Below are 16,719 nucleotides of genomic sequence, written 5' to 3' on the forward strand. Positions count from 1 at the left end.
AGCGAGAGGAGGCTGCAGTTGACGCGAGAATATGAAAGTTAACTGACGTGTTAACGCCCGATGCTTCGCAGATGCGAAGAGGCCGATCAATGTAAAACATGCCCCCCTCCCAACAGGGAGCGCAAAACCAATGCGCATGGGCAACCCGAATGTTCTATTTATTTGTTTTTGATCTGTTGTCCCTGTGGATAGCGGCCAATTGATAGTTCGTTGTCAATGGATGTGAGGCGAAACGTTCGATGCGAGAGTTTAGAGATCAGAATTCAAATCGTGCAAGATGTCCATGCCATTGAAACTTTTGCTCGATGTGTTGAATTATCTCAATTTTCGCAGTGAACGTGCCGAGATGCTCTCGGAACTGGTAGACGACGATCCAAAAGCCTTGATCCAATCTAGATCGAATCGGGCAGATCAAATCCATGACGATTGATCTTGAGTTGTTGGAGGGATTCCAGGCCATCCATACACAAATGCTTATGCACATTCGCTGATGTGGTGGCGTGTGCTGCGTTGTCGTGAGCGCGGTGACGCGTGACGAACTGATGCGGGCTTATGATGCGGTAACGAGGTTCCGTACCTGCAAGAAGAATATCAAGATTGCGGGCCGGCACTTCCTGACCTGCAACAAGGTCGCAAGGCCGATCACGTCGGCTGGGCGAGGCACGCGGAGTTCTACGATCCGGCTGCCTTTCGCGTCGATCGCAAGCCGCGTCATGTCTGCTTCGGGATTCATGCTGGCGTGGGATGCAGTTTGCCCGCCGCGAAATGCGCATCGTCCCGGTTCATGAGGTGCGCTGCCATCGCTGCATGATCCAGCCGGCAAATTGCCACCGATGTGGAGTCCCCGTCGCGCGCCGAAATCCGCCCGCCCCGCGCCGGAGCGCGGGACGGGGCCAGGTTCCTAGAATTCCGCGGTGATGCGCAGGCCGTAGGTGCGCGGATCGCCGGGGAACATATTCTGGCCCAGGGCGCCGAGCGAAGAACCCCAGCTCGCATATTTCTGGTTGGCCAGGTTGCGGCCATAGGCGGAGACCGTCATCCTGTCCTGCAGCCTGTAGAAGACGTTGACGTCGACCAGCCAGTACCCCTTTTGCGAAAGCAGATTGGCATCGTCGAAGAAGTACGTGCCGGAATAGGCCGCACCCAGATGGAAGCCGACGCCGTCGCCATTGCCGAGATCGGTTTCGTAGTCTGCGGCCAGGTTGGCCGTGTGTTCCGGCACGCGCACGAACCGGCGGCTGCCGGGATCGGAGACGCCCAGGAAAGTCTTGTAGCGCGCTCTGGTGTAGCCATAGGTGGCGGCGAGGGTCAGCCCGTCCACCGGGATCGCGCTGAGTTCGAATTCCGCACCCTTGATCTCGGCGTCGGCCGCGTTGAACACCGACTGGATCACGCCCAGGACCGGATCGGGCGCCAGTACGGTGCGCTGAAGGTCCTTGTACTTGTTGTAGTAGGCCGAGATGTTGAGCCGCAGGTGGCGGTCCAGCCAGTCGCTCTTGAAGCCGGCTTCGTAAGCCGTCACCTTTTCGGGATCATACGGAGATGCCAGTGCCGTGCCTCGCAGCGCGAACCCTCCGCTGCGATAGCCCTTGGTCATGGACGCGAACAGCAGGGGGCCCTGCTCGATCTGGTAGGCGATGCCGACCTTAGGCGAGAAATTGTCACCCTTGTACCGCGCCGGACCAGTGAAGGTGCAAGTGACGAGATCGAACGTGCAGCGGCCGAAAGGAGCGGAACTCGCAACTTTCTTTTCTTCGGTGTACCGGCCGCCCAGCGTCACCGTCAGGTTCTGCAGTGGCTTGATGTCGACTTCGGTGAACGCCGCGAAGCTGCTGTTGTCGAGCATCGAACGGGTGGCCAGCAAGCTGGCGTGATTGTTGAGATCTCGCGTTTCCGCAAAGGAGAAGCTCTGGTCGAAATAGTAGAGGCCGGCGGTCATCGACAACCAGTCGGCGATGTCTGCAGCATAGCGCAGTTCGCTGCTCCATTGGTGCTGGTCGTTGCGCACGCCCTGGAGAAACCCGTCGCTGGGAGTGCCGTCGAAGTCCGTCAACACGCGCGAACGCACCTTGCGATAGCCGGTGACGGAGGTCAGCACGCCAGGACCGATGTCGATGTCCGCCTCGAGCATCGTGAAATAGACCTTCACGTTGCTCGAACCTGAATCACCGGGGGAAACGGTGAAGAAGTCCGCGGGCGTGGTGTACCCTTCCTTTTCGGCCAGCGTCAGCGGACCGCCCCGGACGGTGTTGGGCGCCACCCCCCGTACTACGACCGGATCGCCTTGCTGCTGGTAGAATTCTCCCAGAAGCGTCAGGTCGACCGCAGGAGAGGGGGTCCAGCGGAGGCTGGGCCGCACCACGAAGCTGGACGTGCGGCCGTAGGACCTGTCCCTCACCTCGTCCTTGAACAGCCCCTGGTTGCGGCGTGTGAGCACTGCGACGCGGGTTGCCAGCGTATCTGCGACGATCGGGAGGTTTGCCACCGCCGATCCTTCCAGCATCATCCCGTTGCCGATCCCCAGCATCATCTTCGCCGAGGTTTCCTGGGCCGGCCTGGCCGACCTGACCGTCACCGCGCCACCGGTGACGTTGCGGCCGAACAGTGTTCCCTGGGGACCGCGCAGGATTTCGACGCTCTCGATGTCGAACAGTTCGTTCAATGCGCCGTAGTTCGATCCCCAGTAGACACCGTCCTGGAAGATGCCGACGGCCGGTTCGTCGGAGGGCGTCGAACCCGATACGCCCATGCCGCGAATGGCAAAGTTCTGGACGCCGCGCTGGGCCGAGGGTTGCAGGGAGGCATTGGGCGTCATGCGACCGACGTCGGTCAGGTCCTTGCTGACCGCACGGTCGAGCTGGAGCGCGGTGAGCGCGGTGATGGAAACCGGGGTTTGCTGCAGCGCTTCGCTACGCGCGCGCTTGCGGCCGATGACGACGATTTCGTCAAGCGCCGATCCGGCCTCTTGGGCGGAATCGATCTGCGCATCTGCCTGGGCTGCGGGCGCATCTGCGGCTCTCGCCGGAATCGCCGTCACGGTAGCGGCGCCAGCCGTTCCGGCAGCAAGCAGAATCGAAAGTTTCTTCACGGCAAATCTCCCCTGATCTGATGCTATTGCACCTTGTTCGAGCCGATCGGTCGCCGCCTCTGCGATCGCGGCATCTCCGACCATAATCAATCTACCAATTGTTTGATTATGGTCGCCCGCTAGCGCGAATCGCCGTGCGGTCATCCTATCCGGCGATAGGTCTGGACGGTTCGAGATGGTCCAGTCCTCGTGAACTCGCGATGCCTCGCAGGGTCGTCCGAACGATATGGTCGATCAGCGTCCCCTTGGGTCTCTTCCGATCAGAGCGATACCACTGGTAGATCGAATTGAGGCCGCTCAGCAGGACTTGTGCGGTCAGGCGAGGATCAAGATCGCCGAGCACGAGCGACTCCGCCTGCCCCGCCTCGATCAGCGCCTGAATTTCGTTGCGCAAGGCGTGGTCCCGCAAGATCCGGTTGCGATGCTGGGCCGGCAGGCGCTGCACCTCGTGGATGTAAATCGCGCTCTTGGTCTGGTTCTCGATGATGTAGTCGATGTAGGCACGAAAGATGGCGGCCAGCTTGTCCAGCGGATTGCCTTGGACGGACGCGCTTGCCTGCACCATCGCCAATCCGTCCTCGTGGACCTGGACAAGCAGGCTTTCCAGCAGGTCCGGTTTGGTCTTGATGTAATAGTAGAGGCTGCCTTTGAGCATTCCGACCTTGTCGGCGATGTCCTGCAAGGTCGCTGCGCTGTATCCCTTTTCGTGAAAGACCGTTGCCGCGGCGTCGAGTATCTCGAGCCAGCGGGTCTCCCGCCGCTTGCGAGCACCGCCTTCGCGGCCTCCCTTGTCCCGTGGCGCCTTGCGGGCTTCGATTTCGTTCATCCGCCGAGCTTTTCAGACGAGCGTTCGAGGGAGACATGCAATGGGGCCATCGAGCGCATGTAGAGAGCCTGGAAGCGCGGAGGGTCGGCCGTGACGTCCGGGCCGAGATCGGGAAACCGGTCGAGCAGGGTTTCTATGGCGATCCTCATCTCGACGCGCGCGAGTTGCGATCCCACGCAGGAGCGCGAGCCCTGGCCGAACGCGAGGTGGTCGGTAGGAGCGCGGCGCTCGAGGTCGATCTGTGCAGGGCATGCGAACTTGACCGGATCGCGGTTCGCGGCGGCATGTACCAGAATGACGACGGCTCCCTTCGCTATCCGAACGTCTCCCAGGACGCTTTCCTCCATGCAGATTCGATGACGATACTGAACGACGTTGTACAGGCGTAGCGATTCCTCGATCAACGCGGAAAGGGGCTTGCCCCTGTCATGGCGGATGACGTCCATCCTGCCCGGGTCGGCGAGCAGGAGGTACAGTGCATTGGCAATTCCGTGGACCGTCGTATCGGAGCCGGCGAAGTAGAGTTCGCGGCATAGCCCCAGGACCGCCTCTTCATCCGTCGCGATGCCTGCGGCAGGCGCCTCCTGCCACACGCGACTGATGAAGTCGTCCCCAGGCGCGTCGCGCCGGGCGCGGATATAGGGCAGGAGCGTCTCGTTCAATTCCTGCGATGCCGCCAGCGCCCGGTCGCGCAGCGCCTCGCCCTCGTAGCCGGAAGCGATGAAATTGACGATCTCCTCGTTGAGTTCGAGAATACGCGCCATCATGGCGTCGTCGTCGAACGGCACGCCCAACAGCGAACATATGACGCGCGGCGGAATGCGCGCGGCGTAATCCTCGAACAGGTCGGCTTTGGTCTTGCCGACGAGGCCGTCGGCCACGAAATCAACGATCGGGCGTATATGCGCTTCGCGAAAGCGTGACACGCTGCCGGGCGAAAGGAGCTTCAGGTGGAAGCGCCGCAATTTGTCGTGTTCCCGATCGCGGCTGAGCGTAATGTTGGCTCCGCCGCCCTTGATCCGCCGCGTCAGGTCGTCCGCGAACACGTAAGCGTTGGCGAATATGCGCTCGTCGCGCTCGACTTGCGTGCATTGCTCGAAATCCAGGACGAGCCACGCCTTCGCCCGGCTGTCCCACACCGGCGAGCCGATGGCCCGCAGTCGCTCGTAGAACGGGAAAGGGTCGCGATCCGCGAATGCGTCGATCGTTCCTTCGATCGGATCGAACGTCGGGGTGGTAGCCGATCCACCGGGCATGGCCTCTCCTCCTGGGTCTGCGCAAGTCTTCAAATCGTACAATCGGTCGATTTTGCAGGACAATGGCAATCAACCATTTGTTTGATAATCCGGCCGCGCCGCGTTGCACCTATCTTTGGATAGAGGCGATTACCCGGGCGCGGAAACGCCCGGGTGCTGTTCTGCGGGCGTGCATGACCGAGTTCTGGGTTCGCCTTCCCCAGCGCGTCGGTCGCCATCGTATCACAAGCCATGGAGGCGATGCAGCGCAAAGGGCCGCTGTGGCGACTACAGGTGAACCCGTCCGTTCGGCCGAACGATCAGCCGCGCTTCTTGCGGCTGGCGCGCCAACCCCGCCACAAAAGGCCGGGCATGCGCATCTTGACGCTGGTCGGAAAGAGGGTGAAGGCCTCCCACATGTCTTCGGGCCCGATGTGGATGACTGCGGCCATCGCGCCCATCATCTTGCCTTTGACCACCAGCTTCTCGCCTTCCAGATCGATCGTCTTGACGTCCATCATCTCGACGCCGTCCTTGCTATATACCTTCATCGCTTGATCCCGCTTCAGCGGGGGAGCGTGGGCACGCGCCCGACGCCCCCGGCCGTATCAGTTTGAGGATACTTTCTCGAAATCCAGGCCCAGGTCTTCCATGATGACCTGCACCGCGTTGCGCCCCGGTCCGCCGGTGACGCCGCCGCCGGGATGGGTGGAGCCTGCGGTCATGTAGAGCTTGGGGACGGGCATGCGATATTGGCTCCATCCCGGAACTGGGCGGTTGCCGCCCAACTGCCAACTGAAGAAGCCGATATGCTGGATGTCGCCGTTCACCAGCGACGTGTTGTAGCGGGTGATGTCGAGCGGCGTCATGAAATGGGTTTCGATGATATTGTCGTCGGTCAGGTTAGTCGCTTGCGCACGAAGGTCATCGATGAAGCCCTGCGCGACCTCGGCGCCGATCTCGTCCCATTTCTCGCGACCTCCGTCCTTGAGGTCGAGCGGCATGAAGGCATAGATATGGACTTGGCCCTTGCCTTCCGGCACGCGGCTGGGATCTGCGCGGAATTGCTGTACCCAGCAGGCGAAGTTGCGGTCGGGAATGCCATATTGCAGGTTCTGGAAGCCGCGGCGGAATTCCTCCACGTCCGAATGGCAGCGTTCCACCCAGAAATAGTCCTCGATCCCGTTACCGTATTTGAAATCCAGCGGTTCGTTCAGCGAGAGATGGACCGTCATCGGCTGGAAATCGGCATATTTCAGCGTGTCGACACGATGCTGGAAGCCGGCCGGCAGTTCGAAGCCGGGCACCATGTGCGGGAAGATCTGCGCCACGTGCAATCCGGCCACGACAGCCTTGCTGGCCCGTATCGTCTCGCCGTTGACGAGTGTCAGCCCCTTGGCCTCGCCGTTTTCTATCAGGATTTCCTGAACCTCGCTGTTCAGCCTGATGACGCCGCCATGCGCCGTGAAGCAGCGTTCCAGCGACTTCGCCAGCGCCCCCGATCCGCCAATGCAGATCCCGGTGCCGAAGCGGTACATGTACGGCAGGATGACGTAGAAGCCAAAGCCCGTACCGTTGTCGAAGGGATTGAGCATCGCTTCCGATGCATAGCGGGCGAGGGCGATGCGAATCTTGGGGTTCTCGATCCATTCGCAAATCAGGTCCCAGGCGCTGATCGCCTGCAGGCGCATCATTTCCTGGCCCTCAGGCGTGGAATCCATCATCATGGCCTGCATGCCCGTCGACGGAGGCACCGAATACATGCCCATCACGAGCATATCCATGGTCTGGTCCACCTGCGTGCAGAAGCGGCGGAAGTTTTCGGCATCCTTGGGGCTGATCTTCGCCATGGAAGCGCATGTGCGGTCGAGGTCGCTCCAGAATTCCAGATGGGTGTCGTCGTCGAAATAGAGGACGGTCATCTTCTCCGGATTGGCATATTCGAGGCCGAACCTGGAGAACAGTTCGAGTTCGTCGTTGCGGATCAGCGGATTGCCCATCAGCATCGAATGCGAAACCGAGCAGACGTCCTGGTGGAATCCGGCGCCGGTGAAATCCTCGGTGGTGGCGACGCTGCCGCCGGCCTTTTCCTTGCGCTCGACGATACAGACCGACAGTCCGGCCTTGGCCAGGTAACTTCCTGTTATCAGGGCATTATGTCCAGCACCAGCGATTACGACGTCATATGAATCAGACATGCTTCTCTCCCGTCTCTGATGGCGAGGATAATGCTTTCCCGCTTGCAGGGGAAGAATAAAGCGACAGATTGTCGCATTTATTACGTTGCATTCGCCGGCCGCTGCGCGACAGTAGGTCGATGCCAGCCAAGCTAACTTCCGATCTCTCGTTCCGGGACTCCCCCCGCGCCCCGCGCCGCGTCGGGCGGCCTTCCGCTCAGGAGGCGAGCGATCTCGAGAAGGCTGTGCTGCAGGCGGCTCTGGCCGAGTTTCGTGACGTGGGCTTCGCAGGCGCCTCGATCGAGAGGATCGCGCGCATGGCGGGCGTGACTCGCAGCGCCGTCTATCGCCGCCACGGCGATAAGCGACAGCTTTTGGAACGCGTGCTGCAACTCCAGATCGCTCAGCTCGAAGAGCAGGCCGATGCAGTGATACTCCCGTCCGACGATCCTCTCACGGCGCTGCGGCGCACGGCGGAGGCCTATTGCCGCTTCGTCATCAGCCCGACCTCGATCGACTTGCAGCGTATCGTCATCTGGGGCGCGGGCGCGCGTACACGCGCGGAAATGCCCTCCATTCCATCGGTGCCCGAAACGCTGACCCGGCAGGTCGATCGCCGTATCGCCCTGGCGCAGGATGCCGCCTTGTTGCGCCGCGCCCCGCCGGGCCTGTGGCGGACGGTCCTGTTGCGCCTGGTGACCGAGGGGCCGCGGTGGGAAGCCTTGACGACTTACGAGCCATGGACCGAAGACCAGATTCGCGAAGACTTCGACCGGATGTGGGATGCCTTCATCGCCATTGCCGGGGCATGACGGCATGAGCGCACTGCGGCCCTAGAGCGAGATGATTTAGCATTGAGGCAACGTTCGTCATTGCGAGCGTAGCTTTGCTACGCTCGCAATGACGATTCAATGTAAAGTCATCCCGGTCACCGGCCGATCGGATAGAAGACCGACTTCTGGTTCTGGTATTCGTGGAGCCAGTCGGGGCCGTATTCGCGCCCGATGCCGGACCGCTTGTACCCGCCGATCGGCGCGTAGCTCATCCGGCCGGTTCCGCCGTTGAGCATCACGCTGCCGGCACGAATCTGCATCGCCATCTCGTAGCCCTTTGCGGCGTCGGCAGTCTCGATCCCGCCGTTGAGACCGAAGCGGGAATCGTTGGCGATGGCGATCGCTTCCTCGTCGGTGTCGAACCCGATCACGCAACCGACCGGGCCGAACACTTCCTCCTGGGCGATCGTCATCGCGTTGTCGACGTCGTCGAACAGGGTGATCTCCGTGAAGAAGCCCTTGTCGAGGCCGGGGGGGCGACCGCCGCCGTGAACGATCCTCGCTCCTTCGTCGCGGCCGATGGCGATGAAGCTCTCCACTTTCGCGCGCTGCGCCTCCCGGATCAGCGGGCCCATCGCCACCGACGGGTCGGACGGGTCCCCGATCTTGAACTGCGACGCCACGGCGCAGGCGGTCTCGACGAAGCTCCTGCGGATGCTGTTGTGGACGACCAGCCGAGTCAGTAGCGCACATCCCTGTCCCGCATTTACGGAGAGCACTGCGACGGCCATCGCTGCAGCCCGGGCAACATCGGCATCGTGGCGCACGATCAGCGCCGACTTGCCACCCAGTTCCAGATGCACTCGCTTGAGGGTCGGCGCCGCCTGGCCCATGATCGCCGCCCCGACCGCCTCGGAGCCGGTGAAGCTGACCATGTCCACGCGGGGATCGCTGGTAAGCATCGCGCCGACTTCGGGCCCCCCGGTGACGATATTGAGCACTCCGCGCGGCAGGCCGATCTCGTCCGCGATCTCACCGAACAGCAGCGCCGAGAACGGGGTGAACGGCGATGGCTTCAGCACGAGGGTATTGCCCGCAAGCAGCGCCGGTACGACTTTTGCCAGGTTGAGAAGAAACGGGAAATTGTATCCCGTGATGCCCGAGACCACGCCTACCGGTTCGCGCACGACGGTGGTTCCGCCGATCCTCTTCGGTCCGTCCGGATGGAATGGATCGGGGCTGACGTCGATCGGCAGCCGGACGCTGTCGTCCCGCCCGGCATGATCCAGCGCGGCGAGCAGGTGATCGAGCGGATTACCCACCTGCATCCCATGCGTCACGCCCTGGGCGCATCCCACTTCGGCGACGATCAGCGCCGCGATCTGCTGGCGGCGTGCATCGAGGGCGGCATGCATCCTGCGCAAGTACACGCTTCGCTCGGCCATCCCCATGCGCGGCCATGGGCCATGGTCGAAGGCATGGCGCGCTGCGGCGATGGCCGCTTCCGCGGCGGCGGCATCGCCTATCGCGACTCTTTCCGATGATGGCCTGCGTGGCCGGGTTGACGACTTCGTCGCGCGCACATTCGACATCCACCCAGTCGCCGTCGATGTACAACTTGTCGAGTGAGGTGAACGGTATGGTCATCGTGAGCCTTCCGGAGAATTGCGCAGGATCATCCCTGCGGCGTTGAGGGCGATCGCCATGGCCGGCGCATTGGTGTTGCCCGACACGATCGTCGGCATGATAGAGGTATCCACCACGCGCAGTCCTTCCACCCCGCGAACGCGAAGCTGGGGGTCCAGCACGGCATTCTCGTCGATGCCCATGCGGCAGGTTCCGCAGATATGGAACGACGTGCCGCCCAGGGCCATGGCGCTGGCGAGGATGTCGGCGTCGGTTTCGAGGCCGCGGGTCTGGCCGGTTTCTTCCACGATCCAGTCCTTCAGGGCCGCTTGCCGCCCGAGGCCTCGCAGCCAGTGGAACAGCGACACGAAATGCTGGCGATCGGTTTCGGTCGCAAGGTGGTTCGCATCGATGCGCGGTGCCGTCTGCGGGTCGGCGGAAACGATCGTCACGCGGCCCTGGCTATCGGGCCGCAGGTAATAGGCGATGACGGTCATGCCGGGATGCGGGTCGAGCACAACCGCCCCCTTGGCGTCGGTGTGAAACGAATATAGCCCCATGCCCACTTGCGCATCGGGACGGTCGAGGTGGGGCGTGGTCTTGACGAACCCGCCGATCTCATGGGCCGCATGGGTCAGCGGACCGCTGGAGGTGAACAGATAGCGCAGGACCGATGCCACCAGGCCGAATCCGGCGAGCTTCTGATTGAGGCTGTTGCCGCGGACCTTGTAGGTGAAGCTGAGATACCGGTGTTCGCGCAAGTTGCCGCCGACGTCGGGCGCGTCGACCACGATCGGTATGCCCAGCGCGCCCAGTGTGGCCCGTGGGCCGATGCCTGACAATTGCAGCAGCTTGGGGCTCTGGATCGCCCCTGCGCACAGGATGATCTCGCGCCGGGCCCTGATTTCGCGGTCGCCCTGCTTGTCACGCAGTTCCAGCCCGGCGGCGCGCTGGCCTTCGAACACTATGCGCCGCGCTTCGGTGTGCGGAGCGATGTGAAGATTGGGGCGTCCACGGATCGGCCCGAGAAACGCGCGTGCGGCGGAAAAACGCTTGCCGCGATGGATGGATACCGGCTGATAACCCATGCCGCCCTGCGTCACCGCAGGCCGATCGTTCATATCCTCCACCCGCTGCGTCCCGGCCTGCTGCGCGGCTTCGAGAAAGGCCTCGCACAGCGCATCGCCCTCCGGATGGATGCCGACCTTCAACGGGCCGCCGGTGCCGCGCTCTGGGCCGGGCCCCAGGACATGATCCTCGAGCGCGGTGAAATGCCGTCGCATGGTCGACCAGCCCCATCCGGCACAGCCGGCGGCTTCCCAGGCGTCGTAGTCCGCAGGGGCTCCGCGCACATAGACCATGCCGTTCACCGAGCTTGATCCTCCGACCGCGCGCCCTTTGAGCCAGGTCTCGCGCGGCGCGTTGCCGCCGGGCGAGACCTGGTAGTCCCACACATGGGGATTGCCCGGAGCCAGTAGCTTGCCGATCCCGCGCGGCATCGCGACGAGCGGGCTGGTATCGTCTGGCCCGGCTTCGATCAGCAGAACGGTTGTCCGCGGGTCCTCGGAAAGGCGATTGGCGAGGACGCAGCCGGACGATCCGGCACCGACGATGATGTAGTCGTAGAACTCTTCCAGCATGAAATGCGCATTCTCCCGTGGAGGCGCAAATCGCCTGCGCCCCACCGATCATCACCTGTCGAATGGCAGGGTGGGAGTGAACGGCAGCTCGGCTGAAGTCCCGGCGACGCTGAGTGGTGGAGAATCGCTGGAATCACAATCGCTCGCAGACGGCGCGGACTCAGGCTGAAGCGGGGGGACGATGTCCAGGCCGGCGTCCGCAGCCCATGCGCGGTCGCCGTGATCGGCGCTTTCGTATCCGTCGCCAATCTTTGGGCCTATGACGGATAACGGGGATGATGCTGGATGAATTCTCGAGGTGCTCGGCGGCAAATCGCCTCGAAGCCGCTCCTCCAAAGGGGGAAGCGTCAGGGCGCCCGCGACGTTTCGAAACCCGAGGAGCTTGCTGGCCGCGTGGCGGACCGGCCGCGCGTTCCAGATGGAGCGAGCGCTCCACAGTTGCCTGCGGAGCGCTCGCCGTATCGGACTTCAGCCGTTCAGCTTGTCCTTGATCGCCTTTGCCGGGGCGAATCCGAGCTTCTTGGAGGCCTTGATGGTCATGGCCTCGCCGGTCGCAGGATTGCGGCCTTCACGCTCCGGGCTGTCCTTGACCTTGAACTTGCCAAAGCCGTTGAGCGAAATTTCATCGCCCTTGGCCGCCGCATCGCCGATCGCGTCGAAAACTGCGTCGACGACCTTGCGGGCATCGGCCTTGGTCAGGCCGTTGCTGGCGGCGATAACGTCGGCGAGATCGCTGTTGTTCATGATCGTTCTTCCTGTCGAATTGAGTTTATGGGACCTCGCTCCTAGCCAGTTTCTCACGCGCAGTCACTGCCTTGGCCCTAATCGGCGCAAGGCTTGCACAATCGCGTTTTGCAAGGCATCGTTCGAGCGGGTCCCCATATCCGCCGCTGTCCTGGCTGCACTGCGCCCGAGCGTTCTCGCCAGGCACGGGGCTTGGTTCTGGAAGGCGGGGCACGCAGGCCGCGTTTTGCTCGACCGCACCGGGGAGCGGCGGCAAACGATCGAGAACATGGAGATCATGCGCGGCGGGCAGGGCGAGGCGCACGGGCGGCGCCGCGAAACGATGCGGGTGATGCTGACGGACGACGAAGCGCGGCGCGAATACCTGCTGCGCCGGTCGGCGATCGGCAGCCTTCGCGAAGCCGCCGCCATCGCTTGAAGACGGGTGCGGCTGGCATGGGCCGCGATGATGGGCTATCGACCTTGATCGGGACGCGCTTGATCGCGCTCCGGTCAAGGAATGCGACATAGCGGAAATCACCTACCTGGAGGCCATACGCCAGGCGCAGGCCGAAGAAATGGAGCGCGACGTGCGGGTCCTCGTCATGGGCGAGGACTTGCGCCGCGACGTCAACGGCACCATCACCGGCTTCGTCGAGCGCTTCGGTGCGGGGCGCGTGCGCGACAAGCCGGTTTGCGACCGCGGCGTGATCGGCGTCGCCGCGCGCGCGGCGATGGGTGGGCTGCGCCCGATCGTCGACGCGACGATCACCTCGTTCCGGTTTCCGGCCATGGACCAGATCTGCTCGTTCGTGGCGAAGTCGCGGTTCATCTACGGCGGGGACGCGATCCTGCCGATGGTAGTGCGCTCCTGCCTGTTCTACGGGGAGGCCGATCCGGCGGGCCCCGTCGAAAGGCCCTATCCGATCTTCATGAACATGCCGGGGCTGACGGTCATCGCACCGTCGAACGCGCACGACATGAAGGGCCTGCTGAAAGCTGCCGTGCGCGACGAGGGGCCAGTGATGTCGTTCGAGGATTCGACCTGCTGGACGACCTCCTGCGACGTTCCACACGACCGCGACTTCATCCTCCCGCTCGGTCGGGGAGAAATCCGGCGCGAGGGCAGGGACGTGACTGTTGTGGCCATCGCAGGCGCGGTGAACATCGCCCTCGAAGCGGCGCGGCGGCTCCAGGTGGAAGGCATTGCGCTCGAAGTGATCGATCCGCGCACACTGGTGCCGCTCGACCGCGAACTGATCGTGCGTTCGGTGCGCAAGACCGGCCGCGCGATCTGCGTCGATCCTGCCCACGATAGCTGCAGCGCCGCCAGCGAGATCGCCGCGACCATTGCCAAGCATGCCCGCGACGGGTTGCCGGTGCCTGTCGCCCGGGTGAATACGGCGGATAGTCACCTACCCTTCGGCCCGCACGTCGAGACGCTGGCGCAACGTTCGGTCGGACGCATCATGGATGCGGCACGGGGTCTCGTCGGCGCCTGCGTGGCTCAGCCGAAGGCCGCCTGAGGGGATCGCGCGTGCAGGAACCTGAATTGTTTCTCAGGAGCATGGCGTCGCCCGTCGGCGAGTTGGCGCTGGTTGGCGGTGATGGCGGGTTGCGGGCGATCCTTTGGGAAAACGACCGGCCGGGGCGCGTGCCCCTGCCGCCGATCACGCGCTCGATTACGCCAGGCTGGGACCATCCGGTGCTGGCGGAGACCGAGACGCAATTGCGCGCCTACTTCGCCGGCCGCCTGCAGGCATTCGACCTGCCGCTCGATTTTCGCGGCACCGAGTTCCAGATAAGCGTCTGGCAGGCGCTCCTCGCGATCCCCTTCGGGGAAACGCGCAGCTACGGCGCACTCGCCCGTGCGATTGGCAGGCCGAGTGCGAGCCGGGCGGTCGGCGCGGCGAACGGTCGCAATCCGATCTCGATCGTCGCGCCGTGCCACCGGGTCATCGGTGCCGGAGGTGGCCTGACCGGCTTTGCCGGTGGGCTGGAAGCCAAGACCCGCCTGCTCGCGCTCGAGGGGCATGTACTGCTGCTCTGAGCGTAGCGTATGCCGACGAAAGCCGGGAGGAAACAACTGGGGCCAGCGCGCCCGGATGGAGTTGCCGCGGGCCCCGCAATGACGATCCCATGAAAAGTCATCCCGCCCGAAGTCCTGGAGCGTGATCTTGTTTAATTATCTTCTCGTCGTTCCCGCTTGCACGGGAACGACGAGGAGTTTTCAGTCAAACGACGTCACGCCTTACTTCGCCGTGGGTGCAAGGCCACGGGCTTCCAGCATCGGCTCGACTTGCGGGTCGTGGCCGGTGAAATCGTGGAACAGCACCTCGAAGTCCTTGGTGTGGCCTTGGCCCAGGAACGACTTGCGGATGTGGTCGCCGTTGGCGCGGGTCATGCCGCCGTGCTTTTCGACCCAGTCCCAGCCGTCGTGGGCCAGCATCTCGGTCCAGATGTAGGAGTAATACCCGGAAGCGTAGCCGTTGTCCCAGATGTGGCGGAAGTAGGGCGTCTTGTAGCGCGGCGGGATCAGGTCGGTGTTCAGTCCGGTCGCGGCGAGCGCCTTGGCCTCGAAGGCCATCGGCGGCTGCGCGGCTTCCTCCGGCGAGAGCTGGTGCCACTGGATGTCGAGCATCGCCGCGGACAGCGTTTCGCCCAGGCCAAGGCCCTGGTTAAAGGTTTTCGCAGCCTCGATCTTGGCAATCAGCTCCGCCGGGATCGTCGCGCCGGTCTGGTAGTGCTTGGCATAGTGGTTCAGCACGGAAGGAATCGTCGCGAAGTTCTCGTTGAACTGGCTGGGGAACTCCACGAAGTCGCGCGCCGTATTGGTGCCCGAGAGCGAGGGGTACTTCTGGCTGGCGAAGAAGCCGTGCAGCGCATGGCCGAATTCGTGGAACATGGTCTCTACGTCGTCGAAGCTGGCCAGCGCCGGTTCGCCGTCGGCAGGCAGAGCGATGTTCAGCGTGTTGCTGACGACCGGCTTTTCACCGAGCAGGTAGGACTGCTCGACGAAATTGTTCATCCAGGCGCCGCCCTTCTTGTTGGAGCGCGCGAAGGGGTCGTAGTAGAAGATCGCCAGCGACTTGCCGTCAGCGTCGAAGACCTCGTAGGCGCGCATCGTCGGGTGGTAGACCGGCAGGTCGGTGCGGCGCTTGAAGGTCAGGCCGTACGTCTGGTTGGCGGCGTAGAACACGCCGTCTTCCAGCGTGCGCCAGACCTCGAAGTAGGGCTTGATCTGGTTTTCGTCGAGGTCGTACTTCGCCTTGCGGACCTTCTCGGCGTAGAAGGACCAGTCCCACGGTGCCAGCGCTTCGGTCTGCCCGTCGGCTTTGGCGGCGGCTTCGAGCATACCGGCCTCGCGGTCCTGCGTGGCGTGCAGGGCGGGGACGAAGCCCTTCATGAACTCCATCGCCTGGGCTGGCGTCTTCACCATGCGGTCGTACATCTGGTAGGTGGCGAAGTCAGGCGCGCCGAGCAGCCTGGCCTTCTTCGCGCGCAGGGTCGCTAGTTGCGTGACCATGGCGGTGGTGTCGTATTCGTCGCCGCCCGAGGTGCGGTTGACGCTGGCGTCCCACAGCGCCTTGCGGCTCGCGCGGTTCGTCAGGCTGGTCAGCGCCGCCTGCTGGGTGGTGTTGCCCAGCGCCAGCATGTACTTGCCGGGATGGCCCTTCTCGCCGGCGAGCTTGGCCGCGGCAGCGATCTCGGCGTCGGAGAGGCCGGCGAGCTGCGCCGCCGTGTCGAAGATCGGGGCCTTGGCTGCGGTGGCCGTGGTCAGCTTTTGCGAGAAGGCGGTCTCGAGCTTGGCGATCTCGAGGTTCATCGCCTTGAGTTCGACTTTCTGCGCTGCCGAAAGCAGGGCACCGCGATGGACGAACTTGTCGTAGGTGGTCGCCAGGAGCATCGCATCCTCGCCGGACAGCGCCTTGCCGGCGGCGCTGTCATGGACGGCCTTGACGCGGGCGAACAGGGTCTCGTCGAGGTAGATGTCGTCGTTGAGAGCCGAGACCTGCGGGCTCACCGCGGTATCGATGGCATCGAGCGCGTCACTGGTGTTGGCCGAAGTGAGCTGGCCGAAGACGTTGTAGGCGCGGTCGAACAGCGTGCCGGCGCGTTCCATCGCGACGATCGTGTTGTCGAAGGTCGGCTTGGTCTTGTTCGCGGCGATCGCCTTGATCTCGGCGCGCTTGGCGGCGATGCCAGCTTCGATCGCCGGCTGCCAGTCACTGTCCTTGTAGGCGGGGAAGTCCGGCGCGTGGAAGGGCAGGGTGCTGGGGTGGGCGAACGGCCCCGCATAAGCCGCGGGCGTAGCGGCGGAAGCGGGCTTGTCCTTGGCGAGCGCGGTCACGGGCAATCCTCCAATCAGGCCAGCGCCCAGAACGAGGGGGGCGGCAGCGACCATGAACCGGGTCTTCATCGAATTTTCTCCTGGCTTCGCCAACCCGCAAGGGACCGGCGCAGTGCCTTTTCGTGTCGGGACGCGCGACGGACGGGGGATGCCGGCGCGGTCGATGCACAGGCTTCAAGCGCAGAATCCGGGGGCTTGCAAGTGCTAGGAAGCAAAGGAAAAACGGTTGCGCCGTGGCGGCTCGCGTCGTTTCGTCAGCCGCGAGATTGGGCTTGCCGGC

The 16,719-nt window shown here is 63.6% G+C and carries 13 protein-coding genes; 4 read left to right on the top strand and 9 right to left on the bottom strand.

The genetic code is table 11. From position 1 onward, the window contains the following. Window positions 1-901 precede the first annotated feature (901 nt). The 5 genes from ACFFDA_RS07165 to ACFFDA_RS07185 all read right to left on the bottom strand — a co-directional run bounded on the left by ACFFDA_RS07165 (window position 902) and on the right by ACFFDA_RS07185 (window position 7,347). Window positions 902-3,088: a TonB-dependent receptor gene (locus ACFFDA_RS07165; protein ID WP_404477338.1), complete on the bottom strand. Its 2,187-nt coding sequence runs from the start codon at window positions 3,086-3,088 to the stop codon at window positions 902-904. 145 nt (window positions 3,089-3,233) lie between these two features. Further along, window positions 3,234-3,914 (bottom strand): TetR/AcrR family transcriptional regulator, encoded by a 681-nt coding sequence (locus ACFFDA_RS07170; RefSeq protein WP_404477340.1) that lies wholly within the window; start codon window positions 3,912-3,914, stop codon window positions 3,234-3,236. Further along, window positions 3,911-5,170, bottom strand: a complete 1,260-nt coding sequence (locus tag ACFFDA_RS07175) for a cytochrome P450 (RefSeq protein ID WP_404477341.1) — start codon at window positions 5,168-5,170, stop codon at window positions 3,911-3,913. The genes ACFFDA_RS07170 and ACFFDA_RS07175 overlap by 4 nt, the downstream gene beginning before the upstream one ends. 299 nt (window positions 5,171-5,469) lie before the next feature. Further along, window positions 5,470-5,700 (bottom strand): hypothetical protein, encoded by a 231-nt coding sequence (locus ACFFDA_RS07180; protein ID WP_404477342.1) that lies wholly within the window; start codon window positions 5,698-5,700, stop codon window positions 5,470-5,472. A gap of 57 nt (window positions 5,701-5,757) precedes the next feature. Continuing rightward, window positions 5,758-7,347 (bottom strand): phytoene desaturase family protein, encoded by a 1,590-nt coding sequence (locus tag ACFFDA_RS07185; RefSeq protein ID WP_404477344.1) that lies wholly within the window; start codon window positions 7,345-7,347, stop codon window positions 5,758-5,760. A 119-nt stretch (window positions 7,348-7,466) separates the two neighbouring features. Between ACFFDA_RS07185 and ACFFDA_RS07190 the strand changes: the two genes are divergently transcribed. After that, window positions 7,467-8,138 carry a TetR/AcrR family transcriptional regulator gene (locus tag ACFFDA_RS07190; protein ID WP_404477345.1) on the top strand — a complete coding sequence of 224 codons (672 nt, stop codon included), beginning with the start codon at window positions 7,467-7,469 and terminating at the stop codon, window positions 8,136-8,138. A 116-nt stretch (window positions 8,139-8,254) separates the two neighbouring features. Here the strand turns inward: ACFFDA_RS07190 and ACFFDA_RS07195 are convergent, their stop codons facing one another. The 3 genes from ACFFDA_RS07195 to ACFFDA_RS07205 all read right to left on the bottom strand — a co-directional run bounded on the left by ACFFDA_RS07195 (window position 8,255) and on the right by ACFFDA_RS07205 (window position 12,109). Then, window positions 8,255-9,691 (bottom strand): aldehyde dehydrogenase family protein, encoded by a 1,437-nt coding sequence (locus tag ACFFDA_RS07195; protein ID WP_404477347.1) that lies wholly within the window; start codon window positions 9,689-9,691, stop codon window positions 8,255-8,257. 51 nt (window positions 9,692-9,742) lie between these two features. Continuing rightward, the gene (locus tag ACFFDA_RS07200) at window positions 9,743-11,365 is read right to left on the bottom strand and encodes a GMC family oxidoreductase (RefSeq protein ID WP_404477348.1); all 1,623 of its coding nucleotides are present in this window, start codon (window positions 11,363-11,365) and stop codon (window positions 9,743-9,745) included. 468 nt (window positions 11,366-11,833) lie between these two features. Continuing rightward, window positions 11,834-12,109, bottom strand: coding sequence for an HU family DNA-binding protein (locus ACFFDA_RS07205; protein WP_404477350.1), 276 nt, complete (start codon window positions 12,107-12,109; stop codon window positions 11,834-11,836). Window positions 12,110-12,335: 226 nt separating this feature from the next. Between ACFFDA_RS07205 and ACFFDA_RS07210 the strand changes: the two genes are divergently transcribed. From ACFFDA_RS07210 to ACFFDA_RS07220, 3 genes are all read left to right on the top strand, one after another. After that, window positions 12,336-12,527 (top strand): hypothetical protein, encoded by a 192-nt coding sequence (locus ACFFDA_RS07210; RefSeq protein ID WP_404477352.1) that lies wholly within the window; start codon window positions 12,336-12,338, stop codon window positions 12,525-12,527. Window positions 12,528-12,633: 106 nt separating this feature from the next. Next, complete coding sequence (locus ACFFDA_RS07215; RefSeq protein WP_404478307.1) at window positions 12,634-13,614, top strand: alpha-ketoacid dehydrogenase subunit beta; 981 nt, start codon at window positions 12,634-12,636, stop codon at window positions 13,612-13,614. A gap of 41 nt (window positions 13,615-13,655) precedes the next feature. Continuing rightward, a complete protein-coding gene (locus ACFFDA_RS07220) occupies window positions 13,656-14,138 on the top strand; it encodes a methylated-DNA--[protein]-cysteine S-methyltransferase (protein WP_404477354.1) in 483 nt (160 codons plus the stop codon). 201 nt (window positions 14,139-14,339) lie between these two features. Here the strand turns inward: ACFFDA_RS07220 and ACFFDA_RS07225 are convergent, their stop codons facing one another. Beyond that, window positions 14,340-16,508: a M3 family metallopeptidase gene (locus ACFFDA_RS07225; protein WP_404477355.1), complete on the bottom strand. Its 2,169-nt coding sequence runs from the start codon at window positions 16,506-16,508 to the stop codon at window positions 14,340-14,342. Between the last annotated feature and the right edge of the window lie 211 nt (window positions 16,509-16,719).

This window comes from Novosphingobium sp. BL-52-GroH (genome assembly GCF_044813085.1).
Taxonomy (GTDB): Bacteria; Pseudomonadota; Alphaproteobacteria; order Sphingomonadales; family Sphingomonadaceae; genus Novosphingobium.